Consider the following 16,169-nt stretch of genomic DNA (forward strand, 5'->3'; position numbering starts at 1 on the left):
GGGCGAGCGGGGTCGCGAGGGGGCGGCGGTACGCCCCCTGGCCCGTCCGCCGGGCGGAACCGGCAACTTCAAACAGCATCCGCGCAGCGGATACAAAACCAGACGCGGTAAACGTTGGGCTTCGCTACGCTCAACCCAACCTACGTGTGACAGGCAGTGCCCACCCGAGGCCCTAGCGGACAGCAGGCTTAATACCCCAGCCCCATCGCCTCGCGCACATCGTTCATGGTGGCGCGGGCCACTTGCTCGGCGCGGGCGTTGCCATCGGCCAGGATGTCCTGCACCAGCTTGGGGTTGGTCAGGTATTTCTCGGCGCGCTCGAACATCGGCTGCTGCTCGCGCACCACCGCGTCGATTACCGGCTGCTTGCAATCCAGGCAGCCGATGCCGGCGCTGGTACAGCCGGCCTTCACCCATTCCTTGGTCTCGCCGCTGCTGTACACCTCGTGCAGCTGCCATACCGGGCATTTTTCCGGGTTGCCGGCGTCGGTGCGGCGCACGCGCGCCGGGTCGGTGGGCATGCCACGGATCTTCTTGGACACCACTTCCGGCGCTTCGCGCATGGTGATGGTGTTGTTGTAAGACTTGGACATCTTGTGGCCGTCCAGCCCCGGCATCTTGGAAGCGGCGGTGAGCTTGGCCTCGCACTCCGGCAGGATGGTCTTGCCCTTGTTTTCCAGCCAGCCCATCAGCCGTTCACGGTCGGCGGCGCCCAGGTTCTGACTGCCGGCCAGGATCTCGTGCGCCTGTGCCAGCGCCTCGGCGTGACCGTCCTGCAGGTAGGCGGTGCGCAGCTGTTCGAACTGCTTGCCGGCCTTGCCGATCTTCTTCACCGCGGCTTTCGCCAGTTCCTCGAAGTTCGGCTCGCGGCCGAACATGTGATTGAAGCGGCGTGCCACTTCGCGGGTGAGTTCGATGTGCGGTACCTGGTCTTCGCCCACCGGCACCAGGCCGGCCTTGTAGATCAGGATGTCGGCAGCCTGCAGCAGCGGGTAGCCGAGGAAGCCGTAGGTGGTGAGGTCCTTGTGGCTGAGTTTTTCCAGCTGGTCCTTGTAGGTGGGTACGCGTTCCAGCCAGCCCAGCGGGGTCACCATCGACAGCGCCAGGTGCAGCTCGGCATGCTGCGGCACCTTGGACTGGATGAAGATGGTGGATTTTTCCGGATCCACGCCGGAGGCCAGCCAGTCGATCACCATCTCGTTGATGGACTTGCCGATGATGGACACGTCGTCGAAGTTGGTGGTCAGCGCATGCCAGTCGGCCACCATGAAGAAGCATTCATGGCTATGCTGCAGTTCTACCCAGTTCTTGATCACGCCGTGGTAGTGGCCAAGGTGCAGGCTGCCGGTGGGGCGCATGCCGGAGAGGATACGGTTGGCAAACATGAAGTCGATTCCGGTTGATTGGTGTGCTCAGAGCAACTGCCCGAGCAGATTGAAAACGAAGTTGGTGAACGGCCGCAGAATGGGCGACAGCAGGCCGGTAAACACCAGCGCCAGCAAGATCCACATGCCGTAGGGTTCCAGTTTGGAAAAGCTGTAGGCCTGGCGCGGCGGCAGCAGGCTTTCCACGATGCGGCCGCCGTCCAGCGGCAGGATCGGCATCAGGTTGAGCACCATCAGCACCACGTTGATGCCGATGCCGGCCTGGCTCATCAGCGCCAGCGGCTCGCTGTAGCTGTTATCCATTACGATGGCCAGCTTGAGCAGCAATACCCACATAATGGCCATCAACAGGTTGGCCGCAGGGCCGGCGGCTGCCACCAGGCGCATGCCGCTGCGTGGCTTGCGCAGGTTGCCGAAACGCACCGGCACCGGCTTGGCCCAGCCGAACAGGAAGCCGCCCAGCACCAGGCTGATCAGCGGCAGCAGCACGGTGCCCACCGGGTCGATGTGGCGCAGCGGGTTCAGCGACACGCGGCCCAGACGCTCGGCGGTATCGTCGCCGCACAGCTTGGCCACGTAGCCGTGCGCGGCTTCGTGCAGGGTAATGGCGAACAGCACCGGCAGTGCGTACACCGAAATTTTCTGAATGATGTTGAGTTCGTCCAAGGTCCGTTTCCTTTTACAAGCCAAGTCTGGCCGGGTCGCCCTTGCCGCGGCGGATCAGCTCCACGCCGTCGGTCATGTCGATCACGGTGGTGGGCTCGGTGCCACACCAGCCTCCATCGATTACCAGATCCACCAGATGTTCCAGCCGCTCGCGGATTTCATACGGGTCGGTCAGCGCCTCTTCGTCACCCGGCAGCAGCAGGGTACAGGACAGGATCGGCTCACCCAGCTCTTCCAGCAGCGCCAGCGCCACCGCGTGCTCCGGTACCCGCAGGCCGATGGTGGCGCGCTTGGGGTGCAGGGTGCGCTTGGGCACCTCGCGACTGGCTTCCAGAATGAAGGTGAAGCTACCGGGAGTGGCCGCCTTCAGCTGGCGGAACTGCGCGTTGTCCACCCGGGCATAGGTGGCCAGCGACGACAGGTCGGCACATACCAGGGTGAGATGGTGCTTGAGGTCGATCTGGCGGATGGCCAGCAGCCGCTCCATCGCCTTCTTGTCGCCCAGGTGGCAGCCCAGCGCATAGCAGGAGTCGGTGGGGTACACCACCACGCCGCCATCGCGGATGATCTTGGCTGCCTCGCGGATCAGCCGCGCCTGCGGCGTTTCCGGGTGGATCATGAAAAACTGCGCCATGTTCAGTCTCCGCTGGCCGGCGCGGCGGCCGGTTGATGTATGCGTGCGGCCAACGGCTCCCAGATCGGGCGGCAGATCGGCGGCAGGTTTTCGGTGTAGCCGACATCGCGACCGCCCTCGCCTGGGGCGTGGAAGTCGCTGCCGGCGCTGGCATACAGGCCGAACTTCTGCGCTACCAGCGCGAATTTCAGCATGTCGTCCAGGCTGTGGCTGCCGCTGGACACTTCAATCCCCTCGCCACCAGCATCGCGGAACTCGGTTACCAGCCGTTCGATCAGCGTGCGGCCCATGTCGTAGCGGCCGGGGTGAGCAATCACCGCCATGCCGCCAGCGGCGCGTATCCACGCTACCGCGTCCTGCAGGCTGGCCCAGCGGTGCTTCACATAGCCGGGCTTGCCTTGCGCCAGGTATTTGCGGAACACCGCCTTCACGTCCTTCACCACCCCGCTTTGCACCAGGAAACGGGCAAAGTGGGTGCGGCTGATCATCTCCGGGTTGGCCGCAAACTGCATGGCGCCATCGAAGGCGCCGGCGATGCCCACCTTTTCCAGCGCCGCCGCCATCAGCTGTGCGCGCTCGATGCGCCCCTGGCGGATGCTCTGCAGCCCGGCTACCAGCTCGGGGTTGGCCGGGTCCACGCCCAGGCCGACGATGTGCACGGTATGGCGCTCTTCCCAGGTTACCGACACCTCAACCCCGGCCAGGAACGGCACGCCGCAGGCAGAGGCCGTGGCCGCCGCCTCGGCAAAGCCGGCGGTGCAGTCGTGATCGGTCAGCGCCAGCAGCGTGGCGCCGCGCTCGGCGGCGCGGCGGACCACCTCGGCCGGCGGCAGGCCGCCATCGGAAGCGGTGGAATGAAAATGCAGATCAACGGTGGCCATGTCAGCCTTCCTGCCGCGCCTGGCGCACGGCCTCGCGTGCCTGCCAGTCGGCCAGCTTGCGGCGGTAATCCTGCACCGCGGCGTTATAGGTGTCCCAGATGCACGGGTCGCAGCCGCTGCCGCAGCACATGTCGTCAGTCGGCACTTCCGGCGCTTCCGGCATCGGGTCGAAATCGTCGTCGCCGACGATCAGCGGCTGGCTCACGCTGCCACCACGCTGATTTCGAAACCATCGCCGCTCACCACCTGACCGGCACGGATCTTGTTGGTCTTGCGCAGCTCCACCTGGCCGTCCACCAGCACATTGCCCTCGGCAATGAAGTGCTTGGCCTGACCGCCGGTATCGCAGACACCGCAGGTTTTCAGCAGATCGCACAGCGGAATGTAGTCGCCCTGCAGGGCGTAGCTTTCTTTCATCACGGTTGTTCACACCTGTTTGCCGGCTGCGGCCAACGTTTTTCACAACGTCTTTTGACAGCCTTGTGAGCCGCTTGTGGACAAGACACACAAGCCGCTGATTTATCGATAAATTTCCAGGCTGCTCAAAAAACAGGCAACCAGGTTTTGCAATCCACATCCGGTCTGGACAGCCTTGTGAGCCGTCTGTGGACAAGTTGTCCAAGTCATTGAGTCAGCATGGCAATCCGCCAGTTGCTCAAAAAACAGGCAAATGCGGCAGCAAAACCCGCAGCTGCGGCCACACCGCTGCCACTCGTGCCTGCCGGCTGCCATGCACTACCCGGTAATCCACAGCGGCGGCATCCAGCGCGGCGCGATACAGGCCGAACAACCAGTCGCGTTGCGCGGGGTGGCTGCGCAGCGGGTCGTACTGCCACGGTATGTCCGGTGCAGCCAGCAGGGTCAGCGCGTAGTCCTGCGGCCGGTTCAGCTGCAGCAGCGCTTCCTCGGCCTGGCCGAACGCCACTTCCGCCCAGATGCGGCAGGTCAACACCGTGCTGTCGCACAGCAGTAACCGTGCCTGCCCGCCCAGCGCCGCTTCGGCAGCCAGTTGGCCGCGGGCAATGGCCAGCACATCGGCCGGCGTGGGGCGGTATTCGCGGCTGGTGTAATACTCGCGGGCGAATTCCGGTACCACCGCCACCGATACCCCGTGCTGCAGCAGTGCCGCGGCCAGATCGGCAGCCAGCGTGCTTTTACCGCAAGATTCCGGGCCGACAATGGCGATACGCAGGCATTGAACTGACTCTGACATAGCCCGCCATTATAGCGTGCCAAGCCCCCGCCACGGCGCTTGTCCACAACAGGTCGCCTCGAAAAACCCAGATTTCTAAGCGAGACAAGGCGCGAATAAAAAATTCCGACGCAGCATATGGCTGATATGTCAGGAGGAATTTTTTGTGAGCAACGCAGTATCGCAACGAAAGCTGGCGTTTTTTCGAGGTGCCCAACAGAATGCAAAACGCCCACATCCTATGGGAGCAAGGATGTGGGCGCGTTGTGGAAAAGCGGCTTAAGTCATTGATGACACAGCTTGCTTTTATAGATGCCTGTTTTTTAAGCAGCAAGCAGTGGATTATCCAGCATCGTCTTGCATAGCACTGTGAGCCGTTTGTGGATAAGCACGGCAAGTGGCTGATGCCGCAAGGCAAAAACCAGTCTGCCTATTTTTTACTCAATCCAGTGTGATTTCCCCCACCAGATCACGCCCAAACGCAGCACGGATCTCGGCTGTGGACAGACCCTGCGACAGCAGTACCAGCAGCTTGGCCTGCGCCGCCTCCGGCGTCATGTCGCCACCGCTTACCGCGCCGGCCTGCGCCAGCGGCTGGCTGGCGGCGTAGGCGCCCACTTCCACCGCGCCGCGCGGGCATTGCGTCAGGTTCACCACCACGCAGCCGGCGGTGCTGGCGGCGAGTATGCCGTCCAGCAGTGCCGGCTCTTCCGGGGTGTTGCCATTACCGTAGGAGAACAGCAGCGCGCCATGCGGTACCTCTGCGGCCAACCAGCGACCGAACGCAGCCGCCATGCCGCCTGGCAGCAGGAAGCCGCTGCGGATGTCATGTTCTTCCTGCGGCAGCACGGCGCGGAATTCGCCGCTGCCGCGACGCCACTGGCTGCGGTACCAGTGCGCCTCGATACCAAAGCGCGCCAGCGGCGCGGCGTTGGGGCTGTCGAAGCCGGCAAAGCTGGTGGCATCCACCTTGCGGGCGCGGCAGCCGCGCAGCAGTACGTTGTCGAAGGCAATCGCCACTTCGTGCAGCTCCGGCTGGCAGGCGGCCTCGATCGCCACGCCGACATTGCTCCAGCCATCGCTGCGCGGGTGCACCAGCGGCAGCTGCGAGCCGGTAACGATCACCGGTTTTTGCAGGTTCTGCAGCGCGAAAGCCAGCACGCTGGCGGTGTAGGCCATGGTGTCAGTGCCGTGAATCACCACGAAGCCGTCGTAGCGTTCGTAGGCGGCGGCGATGTCGGCCACCAGCTGGCGCCAGTGGCCGATAGTGATGGCGGAGGAGTCGATCAGCTGCGGGTACTCCACCACGTCCCAGCTCACGCCGTCGCGCGCCAGGCGCTCCAGCTGGCGCGGCAGGTAGCCTGCCACCGGTGCCAGCCCCTGCGGGGTGTAGTCCATGCCGATGGTGCCACCGGTATACAGGATGAGCAGTTTGCTCATGCATATCTCCTTGTAGTGCTTGGGCACGGTGGCCACGAAACGGTACCGGCAAGCGGCGGTGCGGTTTCGTGGTGATCGTGCCATTGATGTGGAAAACGGCTGATTGCATACGAAATACAATCAGCCAACCTTACCATGCGCCCCTCATGCCACCAAGCACCCGCCAAGGGCGCCACGTTGCACAGCCGGGGCGGCATGCGTATACTCGCGCTTCACCTGACGCGGGTGTAGCTCAATGGTAGAGCAGAAGCTTCCCAAGCTTACGACGAGGGTTCGATTCCCTTCACCCGCTCCACCCCGCCTTTATACCGAGTCTGCCCCACCGCACGCCATTCGCCGCCATGCCGTTTGTTTGCTGCAGTTGCTGGCCGCCATGCCGTGAACGGGCGGATGCCTGACAGACGCCAACCGGGATGGAAACTGCACAATGAAATGGAATTCCGGCCGCCTGTGGCTGAAAGTGTCGGTGTACACGGTATTGCTGCTCGGCACCCTGCTGGCCATGGCGCTTACCCTGTTCTTCCTGCGCTTTGACAGCCAGAGCGTACGCACCAACCTGCAGCGCTCGCTGGCGGATACCCAGCGCACCATCACCATCAATGGCTCGGTGCTGCCGATGATCTTCCCCTCTCCCGGCCTGTCGCTGGGCGATGTCAGCATCAGCGAACCGGGCAACAGCACCGAGTTTGCCCGCATCGGCGAGATCCAGGCCCGGCTGGCATGGATGCCGCTGCTGTTCGGCGAACTGGAGATCACCCACCTGTCGCTGCGCGACAGCAACTTTCGCGTGCTGCGCCAGACCGATGGCAGCCTGAGCTTTGCCGACCTGCTGCGCCGACGCAAACCCAGCCGCTTCAAGCTGAACCTGGACACCATGGCGCTGCGCGGCACCAGCATCCTGCTGTCCGACCGCGTCAACGGCGTAAACAGCAAGCTGGAAGAAGGCAGCCTGGATATCGACGGCCTGCGCAGCGAGGCACGGCTGTCGTTTGGTGGCCGGCTACTCACCGGCAACCGCGTGTTCAGCCTGGCAATGCAGGCGCCGTTCACCCGCCAGGACGACCAGGTCAGCATCGACCAGTTCTCGGCGCTGGCCATCAGCAGCACCGACAAGCTGGGTGAAGTACGACTGAAAGCCGAAGGCGGGCTGAAGCTGAACTTCGGCAACCTGCTGGCCAGCGGCGAAAACCTCAAGCTGACACTGGACACTTCGCAGCCCAAGGGCCATGCCGAGGTGCTGCTGCCAGCAGTGAACGCCAGCCTGTCCGAGCTATCCACCGCTGCCGCCAGCATCCACGGCCGGGTCGACTATGCACGCACCCAGTATCACTTCAGCAGCCAGCTGGCCGATGTGCATCTGAACCGCGACGGTGCCTTTGCCAGCCAGATGCAGAGCAAGCTGTCGTGGCTGGTCGGGCCGCATTCGCTGCAGATGACGCTGCAGGCGCCGCTGGCCCTGAACAACTACAACCTGCTGCGCCTGCAACCGCTGACGCTGACCAGCCAGCTGAAAACGCCGATCCTGCCGCGCGGCCAACTGCAGGCTTCGCTCAACGGCGCCCTTGATGGCGACCTGTCGGCCAGCCGCCTGAACCTGCGGGTAGCCGGGCAGCTGGATGGCGCCGCGCTGGCGGCCACCGCCACCCAGTACGGTTTCATCGCCCCGCGCCATGAAGTCACGCTGTCGGTAGGCAAGCTGGATCTGAACCGCTACCTGCCGGAAACCCCGGCCGGCCAGACCGTGGCGCTGTTCCAGAACAATACCCCGCTGAAGCTGGACTGGCTGGCGTTCCTGGACATGACCGGCAAGCTGAACATCGGCGAGCTGTCCATGGGCCGCTTCCGCATCCGCAATATCGGCGCCAACGTCAACATGCGCCCGGACAGCCTAGTGCTGGACAACCTCAGTGCCGACATCTACGACGGCTCGCTGAAAGGCTCGCTGCACCTGCAGCGCGACAAGGAACCACGGCTGCAGGTATCGCAGCAGCTGCTGGGCATGCAGATCCGCCCGCTGATGCAGGATCTGTTCGACTTCGGCCGGGTAGAAGGCGCCGGCAATGGCTGGGTGGAGCTGGATGCGCACGGCAATTCGCTGGCGGCGCTGCGCGACACGCTCAGCGGCAAGGTGGCGGTGCGGCTGGAAAAAGGCGCGCTTACCGGCATCGACCTGGCGTCAGCACTGCGCAACCTGCCGGCCGAGCTGAAAGACTGGAACATGACCGCCAAGGCCGATCAGAAGACCACCTTCTCGCAGCTGCACGCCGCATTCGAGCTGGAAAACGGCGTGGCGCGCAGCCAGGACCTGCAACTGGCCTCATCGCTGGTGAACGTCAACGGCGGCGGCAAGATCGACCTGCCACAGAACATCGTCGACTACACCCTGAATGTGCGCGCCAATCCCCGGGCCTTCCGCCAGCTGGGCGGAGTGAACATCCCGCTGAAAATCACCGGCCCGCTGAACCAGCCGGTGTATGCACTGGATTTCAACTCCATCATCAAGGGCAAGAAAACCCAGGGGGAGAAACAGCAGGCATTGAAGCAGGAACTGGGCAAGCAGATCACCAGCATCCTGCCGCCCACTCCGCAGCGCGAAGGCCGCAAGTAACCCCCAGGCAGCGGAGCGGCCATCGATGTGAGCCCCAGCAACAGTCAGGCCCCGGCGCAGTGCGCAGGGGCCTGATTACTTTGCTTACATGCGGCCAACCCGGCCGGCCGCAAGGCTGCGGCTTAGCCGCCCTGCAACAGCAGGCTCTCCGCCTGCATCAGCGGCGCCGGCTTGCCCAGCAACACCAGCACATCGTCTTCTTCCAGTTCGAAATCGCGACTCAGCTCGGTATAGCGGCTGCTGCCACGGCGCACCGCCTTGATCTGCACCCCCAGCTCCAGCAATGGCAAACTGCCCAGGTGCATGCCGATGGCGCTGGCGCCCGGCAGCAGTTGCACGCTCAGCAAGCGCTCCAGCTGCGCCTCATCGATGCCGTCCACCTCGTCGGAAGCTCCGCGGAAGAAGCCCTTGAACAGGTCGTAGCGCTGCTCGCGCACGGTGCGGATACGGCGCAGCACGCGGTTCAGCGGCACACCCAGCACCATCAGCGCATGCGAGGCCAGCATCAGGCTGCCTTCCATCACCTCCGACACCACCTCGTCGGCGCCGGCGGCGCGCAGCTGCGCCATGTCGGTATCGTCGATGGTGCGCACGATCACCGGCAGGTCGCGGCGCAGCTGGCGCACCACGTCGATGATGCGCTCCGAGGCATGGGTATCGGCAAAAGTAATCACCATCGCCTTGGCACGCATCACCCCGGCCGCCATCAGCACCTCGCGCTTGGCGGCATCGCCGAACACCACCGCGTCGCCCGCCTCGCCGGCCTCGCGCACCCGTTCCGGGTCCAGATCCAGCGCGAAGAAGGCAATCTGCTCGCTTTCCAGCAGCCGCGCCAGGTACTGGCCGCTACGACCATAACCGCACACGATCACATGCTCGTTCTTGAGCATGCTCTGCACCAGGATCTGGTGCAGGTCCAGCGACTGCATGGTCCAGTCCTGCTTGATCAGCTTCTTGCTGATGCGCTCGGCATTCTGGATCAGCAGCGGCGCAATCAGCATCGACAGCAGGATGCCGGCAATCGCCGCCTGCTCCAGCTGTGGCGCCAGGAGGCCCAGGTTGCCGGACAGCGACAACAGCACGAAACCGAACTCGCCGCCCTGCGCCAGCGCCAGGCCGGCCTTCAGCGCATCCTTGTTGCGCTGGCCAAAAGCACGCCCCAGTGCCCACACCACCGCCAGTTTCAGCGGAATCAGCAACGCCAGCATCAGTAGGATGCTGGGCCACTCGACCAGCAGCACCCCCACATCCAGCCGCATGCCGACAGTAACAAAGAAGAAGCCCAGCAGAATGTCGCGGAACGGCTTGATGTCATCCTCTACCTGGAAACGGTATTCGGTTTCCGAGATCAGCATGCCGGCCACGAAGGCGCCCAGGGCAAGCGACAGGCCGGCCAGCTGGGTGATCAGCGCCACCCCCAGGGTCACCAGCAGTACATTGATCATGAACAGCTCGCCGGAGCGCTGCCGCGCCACCAGGTGGAACCAGCGCCGCATCAGCCTCTGGCCAAACACCAGCAACAGGCTGAGCACCAGCACCACCTTGACCAGCGCCAGCCCCAGGTCCAGCCACAGGTTGCCGGCGTTGGCCGCAAATGCCGGCAGCAGGATCAACAGCGGCACCACGGCGATATCCTGGAACAGCAACACCCCCATCGCCAGCTGGCCATGCGGCTGCGGCAGCTCCAGCCGCTCGGACAGCAGCTTGCTGACAATTGCCGTCGACGACATCGCCAGCGCTGCCGCCACGGCAAAACCACTCAGCGCCGAAGCGTGCAGGCTGCCGATCAGCCCGCCCACCAGCAGCATGCTCAGCAGCACCTGCGCCAGCCCGACGCCGAACACCAGGTGACGCATGGCCTTGAGCTTGGCCAGCGAGAACTCCAGGCCAATGGAAAACATCATGAACACGATGCCGATTTCGCCCAGGAACTCGGTTTCCGGCCCTTCCGGCACCAGATGCATCACCCCGGGGCCGGCCAGAAAGCCCACCACCAGATATCCGAGCATGGCCGGGACGCGCAGTTTGCGGCAGGCGGTTACCGCCAGCACCGCCACCAGCAACACCATCACTACAGGGAACAGGGAATGCATCGTGTCGGGAAACTCCTGGCGCTTTACCGCGCCCAAGCAAAAATTGCACCTACGGGACTGGGCCCGATTATAAGCTGATATAATTACCTTCTATGGATATTGCGCTCAAACAACAGCGTCTTGCGCTGGCACGCGAGGTGTTGCACACCGAAGCCGACGCCATCATCGCCCTGTCCGATCGGCTGGGTGATGACTTCCTGGCTGCCCTGGCACTGATACTGCAATGCAGTGGCCGCGTGGTGGTAACCGGCATCGGCAAGTCCGGCCACATCGGCAACAAGATCGCCGCCACGCTGGCCAGCACCGGCACACCGTCGTTCTTCATGCACCCGGCCGAAGCCGCGCATGGCGACCTGGGCATGCTCACCGAGCAGGATGTGCTGCTGGCGCTGTCCAACTCCGGCGAAAGCGCGGAAGTGGTGGCCCTGCTGCCGGCAATCAAACGCCGCGGCATTCCCATCATCGCCATGACCGGTCGGCCGCAATCCACGCTGGGGCGCGAAGCCACCGTGCACCTGGATGCGGCGGTGGAAAAGGAAGCCTGCACCCTGGGGCTGGCCCCCACCACCAGCACCACCGCCGCGCTGGCGCTGGGCGATGCCTTGGCGGTAACGCTGCTGGATGCGCGCAATTTCAAGCCGGAAGACTTCGCGCTGTCGCACCCCGGCGGCAGCCTGGGCCGCCGCCTGCTGGTACACATCAGCGACCTGATGCACAGTGGCGATGCGCTGCCGCAGGTATCGAGCGGCAGCTCGCTGAAAGAGGCGCTGCTGGAAATGACGCGCAAGGGTCTGGGCATGACCGCGGTGGTCGATGCCAGTGGCAGGCTCATCGGCATCTTTACCGATGGCGACTTGCGCCGCACACTGGACCAGACGCTGGACCTGGCCGGTCTTGCCATCGACGACGTGATGACGCGCAACCCGCGCACCATTGCGGCCAACCTGCTGGCGGTGGAAGCCGTCAAGGAAATGGAGCGCCGCAAGATCAACGGCCTGCTGGTGGTAGATCAGCAAGGCCGCCTTGCCGGCGCACTGAATATGCACGACCTGCTGAAGGCAGGCGTGGTTTAGGACCAGAACGATGCACCCGATTACCGAACTGGCCAAGCCGGTCAAGCTGCTGATCATGGATGTGGATGGCGTGCTCACCGACGGCCGCATCTTCATCACCGCCAGCGGCGAAGAGCTGAAGGCCTTCAATACCCTGGATGGCCACGGCCTGAAAATGCTGCAGTCCACCGGCGTGCAGCTGGCCATCATCACCGGCCGCGCCGCGCCCGGCGTAGCCCATCGCGCCCGAGGTCTGGGCATCGATCACTACTATGAAGGCGTGCACGACAAGCGCGCGGTATTTGCCGAGCTGCTGCAGAAAACCGGGCTGGATGCCAGCCAGTGCGCCTACATCGGTGACGACGTGGTGGACCTGCCGGTAATGTCGCGCGTCGGCTTTGCCGTGGCAGTGCCGGACGCGCCCAGCTTCGTGCGCCAGCACGCCCACTTTGTCACCGGTTGTGGCGGCGGCAACGGCGCGGTGCGCGAGCTGTGCGAACTCATCCTGCAGGCGCAGGGCAACTACGAACGCCTGATGGCGGCCTACCTGGCATGAAAACCCGCGCCGGCAAACTGTTCCCGCTGGGCCTGCTGCTGGGCATGGGCCTGCTGACCTCCTGGCTGGATATCCTCACCCAGTGGCAACAGCCGGCGCAGCGCGTACTCAACCCCAACCAGCCGGAATACACCATCGAGCAGGTCAGCGCCAAGCGCTTCGACGAGCAGGGCCGGCCTTGGCAGCAGTTGCACGCCGCCAGCATGTGGAAGCTGCCGCAAGCCGAAGCCGTGCATTTCACCGCGCCCGACCTGCAGCAATTCCAGCAAGGCACACCCGACTACCGCATCACCGCCAGCAGCGGCAGCTACCGCAAGTCGCTGGACATCGCCGATTTCAGCGGCCAGGTGCACCTGCAGCGCGCCAGCCAGAACGGCAAGGCGCCGATGCATCTGTATACCGAGGCGCTGCGCCTGGACAATCGCCAGCAACTGGCCTCCAGCCAGGTTGCCGTGCGCCTGGACTATGGCAGCTCGCAGATACGCAGTGTCGGTCTTATCTACAATCACCAAGCCGGACAGCTCAAGCTGCTGTCCCAAGTAAGGATGCACTATGTGCCATAACCTGAAGCTCGCCCTGCTGCTGGCTCTCAGCTGCGTTGCGGCCAACGTTCACGCCGAAAAAGCCGATAGCGGCAAGCCCATCGAACTGGCCGCCGACCGCGGCTCGCTGGATCAGAAACAGGGCATCAATATCCTGGAAGGCAATGTGGTAGCCACCCAGGGCACCCTCAGCATGCGCGCCGACAAGACCATCGTCACCCGCGATGCACAGGGCAACCAGACCCTGCAGGCCTTCGGCAGCCCGGCCACCTTCCGCCAGAAGGTGGATGGCAAGAATGAATACATCGAAGGCCAGGCCAGCCGTGTCGACTACACCAGTGCCAGCAACCTGGTAATTCTCACCGGCAAGGCACGCGTCAAGCGTGGCCAGGACCTGGTGACCGGCGAGCAGATCACTTACAACACCGTCAGCGAGGTGTACCAGGTAATGGGCAGCACTCCGAGCGCCAGCGGCACCCCCAAGGGCCGCGTCACCGTGATCCTCCAGCCCAAGCCGCAGGACAAGCCATGACGCAAAGCCGCCTGTCCATCCAGCATCTGAAGAAGACCTTCAAGAGGCGCACCGTGGTGCAGGACGTGTCGATGGACATCGCCAGCGGCGAAGTCATCGGCCTGCTGGGCCCCAACGGCGCCGGCAAGACCACCAGCTTCTACATGGTGGTAGGGCTGATTGCCGCCGATGCCGGCAGCATCACGCTGAATGGCGAAACCATCACCCACCTGCCCATCCACAAGCGCGCACGGCTGGGGCTGGGCTATCTGCCGCAGGAAGCCTCCATCTTCCGCAAGATGACGGTGGAAGAAAACATCCAGGCAGTACTGGAGGTGGCCGGCTTCAGCGGCGAGCTGCTGGACAAGGAGCTGGAACTGCTGCTGGACGACCTCAACATCGGCCACCTGCGCGAAAGCAATGCCATGGCGCTGTCCGGTGGCGAGCGCCGCCGCGTGGAAATCGCCCGCGTGCTGGCTACCCGCCCGCGTTTCATCCTGCTGGATGAACCATTCGCTGGCGTGGACCCGATCGCGGTGATCGACATCCAGAAGATCATTTCCTTCCTCAAGGAACGCGGTATCGGCGTGCTGATTACCGACCACAACGTGCGCGAGACGCTGCGCATCTGCGACCGTGCCTACATCATCTCCGAGGGGCGCGTGCTGGCATCCGGCCTGCCCACCGAGCTGGTCAGCAACGAACAGGTGCGCCAGGTCTACCTGGGCGAGCACTTCCACTTGTAAAGCGGCATGAAACAGACACTGCAACTCAAAGTCAGCCAGCACCTGACCCTGACCCCGCAATTGCAGCAGTCGATCAAGCTGTTGCAAATGTCCACCCAGGATCTTTCCACCGAGCTGGAACGCTACCTGCTGGAAAACCCGCTGCTGGAACGCGCCGATAGCGATGGCCCGGCCGAGCACGAGCAGCAGGCAGCGGCGGCCAGCGACACTCCCGCCGACAGCAGCAGTAGCGAGGAAGCGCCGCGTGAACGCGAGCGCGAGGAAATGGACCTCAGCGACTGGGGCAGCGGCGGTGGCGGCAGCGGCAGCCGCGATGACGACGACGAATTCGACCCCATCCTCAACACCCCCTGTCGCCCCACCCTGCGCGAGCACCTGGCAGCTCAGATCGGCGAACGTCCGCTGAGCCGCCGCGACAGCGCGCTGCTCACCCTGCTGATCGACGAGCTGGACGAAGACGGCTACCTCACCACCCCGCTGGACGAGTTTGCCGCCAGCCTGCCGCTGGAACTGGACATCGATACCGACGAGCTGGAGTACCTGCGCAAGCTGCTGCTGCAGTTCGAGCCGGTAGGGCTGGGCAGCCGCGACCTGGCCGAATTCCTGCAGCTGCAGTTGGCCGCATTGCCGGCTACTGCCCCATCACGCGAGCTGGCGCTGACGCTGGTGCGCGAACACCTGGCCCTGCTGGGCAACCGTGACTACGTGCGGCTAAAGAAGCTGCTGGCCGTTGGCGAAGCCGAACTGCGCGCGGCCCACCAGCTGATAGCCACCCTGCGACCGCGGCCAACCAGTGGCTTCGACCAGGGCGATACCCACTACGTGGTGCCGGATATCCATGTGATTCGGCGCAACGGTCGCTGGATTGCCCAGCTCAACCGTGGTGCCTTGCCGAAACTGCAGGTAAATCAACTGTATGCCGGCATGCTGCAGCAGCGAGACAGCAGCCACAACCTGGGCGGGCAACTGCAGGAGGCGCGCTGGCTGGTAAAAAACATCCAGCAGCGGTTTGACACTATTCTGAAAGTGTCGGAAGCTATCGTTGACAGGCAACAGGCGTTCTTTGAACACGGCGAAGTGGCCATGCGCCCATTGATTCTGCGCGATATCGCGGATGAACTCGGGCTGCATGAGTCGACGATTTCCAGGGTAACCACCCAGAAGTATCTGCTGTGCAGTCGAGGCCTGTTCGAGCTCAAATACTTCTTCGGCAATGCGCTGGAAACCGATAGCGGTGGCGAATGTTCCGCCACGGCGATCAAGGCGCACATCCGCCAGATCATCGATGCTGAAGACAGCAAGAAACCGCTGTCCGACAGTGCCATCGCCGACCGTCTCACGGCACAGGGCATACAGGTTGCCAGGCGCACCGTAGCCAAGTATCGTGAAGCTATGCAGATACCGCCAGTTAACCTTCGCAAAGCACTTTAACAACGAGTGCGAAGAAACCCCGGTACGGCCAGCCCGACCGTGCCGTTCACAGAAGGAGTCAGGGTATGAACCTCAAAATTACCGGTCTACACCTCGAAGTTACCCCGTCCCTGCGCGAGTTCATCGAGAGCAAACTGGAACGCATCACCCGCCATGTCGATAACGTGATCGGCATCACCGTGACGCTGTCCGTGGATAAACTGGTACAAAAAGCGGAGGTCAATGTGCATCTGGCAGGCAAGGACATTCACGTGGAGGCAACCGATGCCGACATGTACGCCGCCATCGATGCCCTGATGGACAAACTGGACCGTCAGGTACTCAAGTTCAAGGAAAAACAGGGGGAACATCGTAGCGCAGCGCCGCAGGCCAATGCCGCCGACGCCGCCCTGTAAATCAGGATGACAGCAAGATGACAACGGGAGCCACAGG

At 63.6% G+C, this 16,169-nt stretch carries 17 protein-coding genes and 1 tRNA gene; 9 read left to right on the plus strand and 9 right to left on the minus strand.

Annotated elements, in window-relative coordinates; translation table 11 throughout:
• Positions 1-188: 188 nt before the first annotated feature.
• From ACFOKJ_RS11680 to ACFOKJ_RS11715, 8 genes are all read right to left on the minus strand, one after another.
• Entirely contained in the window at positions 189-1,385 is a 1,197-nt protein-coding gene (locus tag ACFOKJ_RS11680) for a tryptophan--tRNA ligase (RefSeq protein WP_390279761.1), read from the minus strand.
• A 27-nt stretch (positions 1,386-1,412) separates the two neighbouring features.
• Complete coding sequence (locus tag ACFOKJ_RS11685) at positions 1,413-2,051, minus strand: site-2 protease family protein (protein WP_390279763.1); 639 nt, start codon at positions 2,049-2,051, stop codon at positions 1,413-1,415.
• 13 nt (positions 2,052-2,064) lie between these two features.
• Complete coding sequence (locus ACFOKJ_RS11690) at positions 2,065-2,685, minus strand: L-threonylcarbamoyladenylate synthase (protein ID WP_390279765.1); 621 nt, start codon at positions 2,683-2,685, stop codon at positions 2,065-2,067.
• A 2-nt stretch (positions 2,686-2,687) separates the two neighbouring features.
• Positions 2,688-3,566 carry a 3',5'-nucleoside bisphosphate phosphatase gene (locus ACFOKJ_RS11695; protein WP_390279767.1) on the minus strand — a complete coding sequence of 293 codons (879 nt, stop codon included), beginning with the start codon at positions 3,564-3,566 and terminating at the stop codon, positions 2,688-2,690.
• A gap of 1 nt (position 3,567) precedes the next feature.
• Positions 3,568-3,771 (minus strand): oxidoreductase-like domain-containing protein, encoded by a 204-nt coding sequence (locus ACFOKJ_RS11700; RefSeq protein WP_390279769.1) that lies wholly within the window; start codon positions 3,769-3,771, stop codon positions 3,568-3,570.
• On the minus strand, positions 3,768-3,983 hold the full coding sequence (locus ACFOKJ_RS11705; RefSeq protein WP_390279771.1) for an RNA-binding S4 domain-containing protein: 216 nt from the start codon (positions 3,981-3,983) through the stop codon (positions 3,768-3,770). Before ACFOKJ_RS11705 ends, ACFOKJ_RS11700 begins: the two co-directional genes overlap by 4 nt.
• A gap of 238 nt (positions 3,984-4,221) precedes the next feature.
• Positions 4,222-4,779, minus strand: a complete 558-nt coding sequence (locus tag ACFOKJ_RS11710) for an AAA family ATPase (RefSeq protein ID WP_390279774.1) — start codon at positions 4,777-4,779, stop codon at positions 4,222-4,224.
• A gap of 420 nt (positions 4,780-5,199) precedes the next feature.
• A complete protein-coding gene (locus ACFOKJ_RS11715; protein ID WP_390279776.1) occupies positions 5,200-6,198 on the minus strand; it encodes an asparaginase in 999 nt (332 codons plus the stop codon).
• Positions 6,199-6,419: 221 nt separating this feature from the next.
• Between ACFOKJ_RS11715 and ACFOKJ_RS11720 the strand changes: the two genes are divergently transcribed.
• Positions 6,420-6,493 (plus strand) — tRNA-Gly (locus ACFOKJ_RS11720).
• Positions 6,494-6,625: 132 nt separating this feature from the next.
• Positions 6,626-8,806 carry an AsmA family protein gene (locus ACFOKJ_RS11725; protein ID WP_390279778.1) on the plus strand — a complete coding sequence of 727 codons (2,181 nt, stop codon included), beginning with the start codon at positions 6,626-6,628 and terminating at the stop codon, positions 8,804-8,806.
• 122 nt (positions 8,807-8,928) lie between these two features.
• Here ACFOKJ_RS11725 and ACFOKJ_RS11730 read toward each other — a convergent pair whose 3' ends face one another.
• Positions 8,929-10,899: a cation:proton antiporter domain-containing protein gene (locus ACFOKJ_RS11730; protein ID WP_390279780.1), complete on the minus strand. Its 1,971-nt coding sequence runs from the start codon at positions 10,897-10,899 to the stop codon at positions 8,929-8,931.
• A 92-nt stretch (positions 10,900-10,991) separates the two neighbouring features.
• On the opposite strand from ACFOKJ_RS11730, the gene ACFOKJ_RS11735 reads away from it, so the two are divergent.
• The 7 genes from ACFOKJ_RS11735 (at position 10,992) to hpf (ending at position 16,132) form a co-directional block, all read left to right on the plus strand.
• Complete coding sequence (locus ACFOKJ_RS11735; protein ID WP_390279782.1) at positions 10,992-11,972, plus strand: KpsF/GutQ family sugar-phosphate isomerase; 981 nt, start codon at positions 10,992-10,994, stop codon at positions 11,970-11,972.
• Between the two features lie 10 nt (positions 11,973-11,982).
• Positions 11,983-12,507 carry a KdsC family phosphatase gene (locus tag ACFOKJ_RS11740; RefSeq protein WP_390279784.1) on the plus strand — a complete coding sequence of 175 codons (525 nt, stop codon included), beginning with the start codon at positions 11,983-11,985 and terminating at the stop codon, positions 12,505-12,507.
• The gene (lptC, locus tag ACFOKJ_RS11745) at positions 12,504-13,070 is read left to right on the plus strand and encodes an LPS export ABC transporter periplasmic protein LptC (protein WP_390279786.1); all 567 of its coding nucleotides are present in this window, start codon (positions 12,504-12,506) and stop codon (positions 13,068-13,070) included. Before ACFOKJ_RS11740 ends, lptC begins: the two co-directional genes overlap by 4 nt.
• Positions 13,060-13,581 carry a lipopolysaccharide transport periplasmic protein LptA gene (gene lptA, locus ACFOKJ_RS11750; RefSeq protein WP_390279788.1) on the plus strand — a complete coding sequence of 174 codons (522 nt, stop codon included), beginning with the start codon at positions 13,060-13,062 and terminating at the stop codon, positions 13,579-13,581. The genes lptC and lptA overlap by 11 nt, the downstream gene beginning before the upstream one ends.
• Positions 13,578-14,306: an LPS export ABC transporter ATP-binding protein gene (lptB, locus tag ACFOKJ_RS11755; protein ID WP_390279790.1), complete on the plus strand. Its 729-nt coding sequence runs from the start codon at positions 13,578-13,580 to the stop codon at positions 14,304-14,306. The genes lptA and lptB overlap by 4 nt, the downstream gene beginning before the upstream one ends.
• 6 nt (positions 14,307-14,312) lie before the next feature.
• Complete coding sequence (locus ACFOKJ_RS11760) at positions 14,313-15,737, plus strand: RNA polymerase factor sigma-54 (protein ID WP_390279792.1); 1,425 nt, start codon at positions 14,313-14,315, stop codon at positions 15,735-15,737.
• A 65-nt stretch (positions 15,738-15,802) separates the two neighbouring features.
• The gene (gene hpf, locus ACFOKJ_RS11765; protein WP_390279795.1) at positions 15,803-16,132 is read left to right on the plus strand and encodes a ribosome hibernation-promoting factor, HPF/YfiA family; all 330 of its coding nucleotides are present in this window, start codon (positions 15,803-15,805) and stop codon (positions 16,130-16,132) included.
• The last annotated feature ends 37 nt before the right edge of the window (positions 16,133-16,169 follow it).

It is taken from the genome of Vogesella amnigena, assembly GCF_042648905.1.
GTDB lineage: Bacteria > Pseudomonadota > Gammaproteobacteria > Burkholderiales > Chromobacteriaceae > Vogesella > Vogesella amnigena.

Coding starts and splice junctions, on each gene's coding strand:
- ACFOKJ_RS11690 (WP_390279765.1), bottom strand. CDS start 2,685: ATGGCGCAGTTTTTCATGATCCACCCGGAAACGCCGCAGGCGCGGCTG.
- ACFOKJ_RS11710 (WP_390279774.1), bottom strand. CDS start 4,779: ATGTCAGAGTCAGTTCAATGCCTGCGTATCGCCATTGTCGGCCCGGAA.
- ACFOKJ_RS11760 (WP_390279792.1), top strand. CDS start 14,313: ATGAAACAGACACTGCAACTCAAAGTCAGCCAGCACCTGACCCTGACC.
- lptA (WP_390279788.1), top strand. CDS start 13,060: ATGTGCCATAACCTGAAGCTCGCCCTGCTGCTGGCTCTCAGCTGCGTT.
- ACFOKJ_RS11730 (WP_390279780.1), bottom strand. CDS start 10,899: ATGCATTCCCTGTTCCCTGTAGTGATGGTGTTGCTGGTGGCGGTGCTG.
- ACFOKJ_RS11695 (WP_390279767.1), bottom strand. CDS start 3,566: ATGGCCACCGTTGATCTGCATTTTCATTCCACCGCTTCCGATGGCGGC.
- lptB (WP_390279790.1), top strand. CDS start 13,578: ATGACGCAAAGCCGCCTGTCCATCCAGCATCTGAAGAAGACCTTCAAG.
- ACFOKJ_RS11715 (WP_390279776.1), bottom strand. CDS start 6,198: ATGAGCAAACTGCTCATCCTGTATACCGGTGGCACCATCGGCATGGAC.
- ACFOKJ_RS11705 (WP_390279771.1), bottom strand. CDS start 3,983: ATGAAAGAAAGCTACGCCCTGCAGGGCGACTACATTCCGCTGTGCGAT.
- lptC (WP_390279786.1), top strand. CDS start 12,504: ATGAAAACCCGCGCCGGCAAACTGTTCCCGCTGGGCCTGCTGCTGGGC.
- ACFOKJ_RS11725 (WP_390279778.1), top strand. CDS start 6,626: ATGAAATGGAATTCCGGCCGCCTGTGGCTGAAAGTGTCGGTGTACACG.
- ACFOKJ_RS11740 (WP_390279784.1), top strand. CDS start 11,983: ATGCACCCGATTACCGAACTGGCCAAGCCGGTCAAGCTGCTGATCATG.
- ACFOKJ_RS11735 (WP_390279782.1), top strand. CDS start 10,992: ATGGATATTGCGCTCAAACAACAGCGTCTTGCGCTGGCACGCGAGGTG.
- hpf (WP_390279795.1), top strand. CDS start 15,803: ATGAACCTCAAAATTACCGGTCTACACCTCGAAGTTACCCCGTCCCTG.
- ACFOKJ_RS11680 (WP_390279761.1), bottom strand. CDS start 1,385: ATGTTTGCCAACCGTATCCTCTCCGGCATGCGCCCCACCGGCAGCCTG.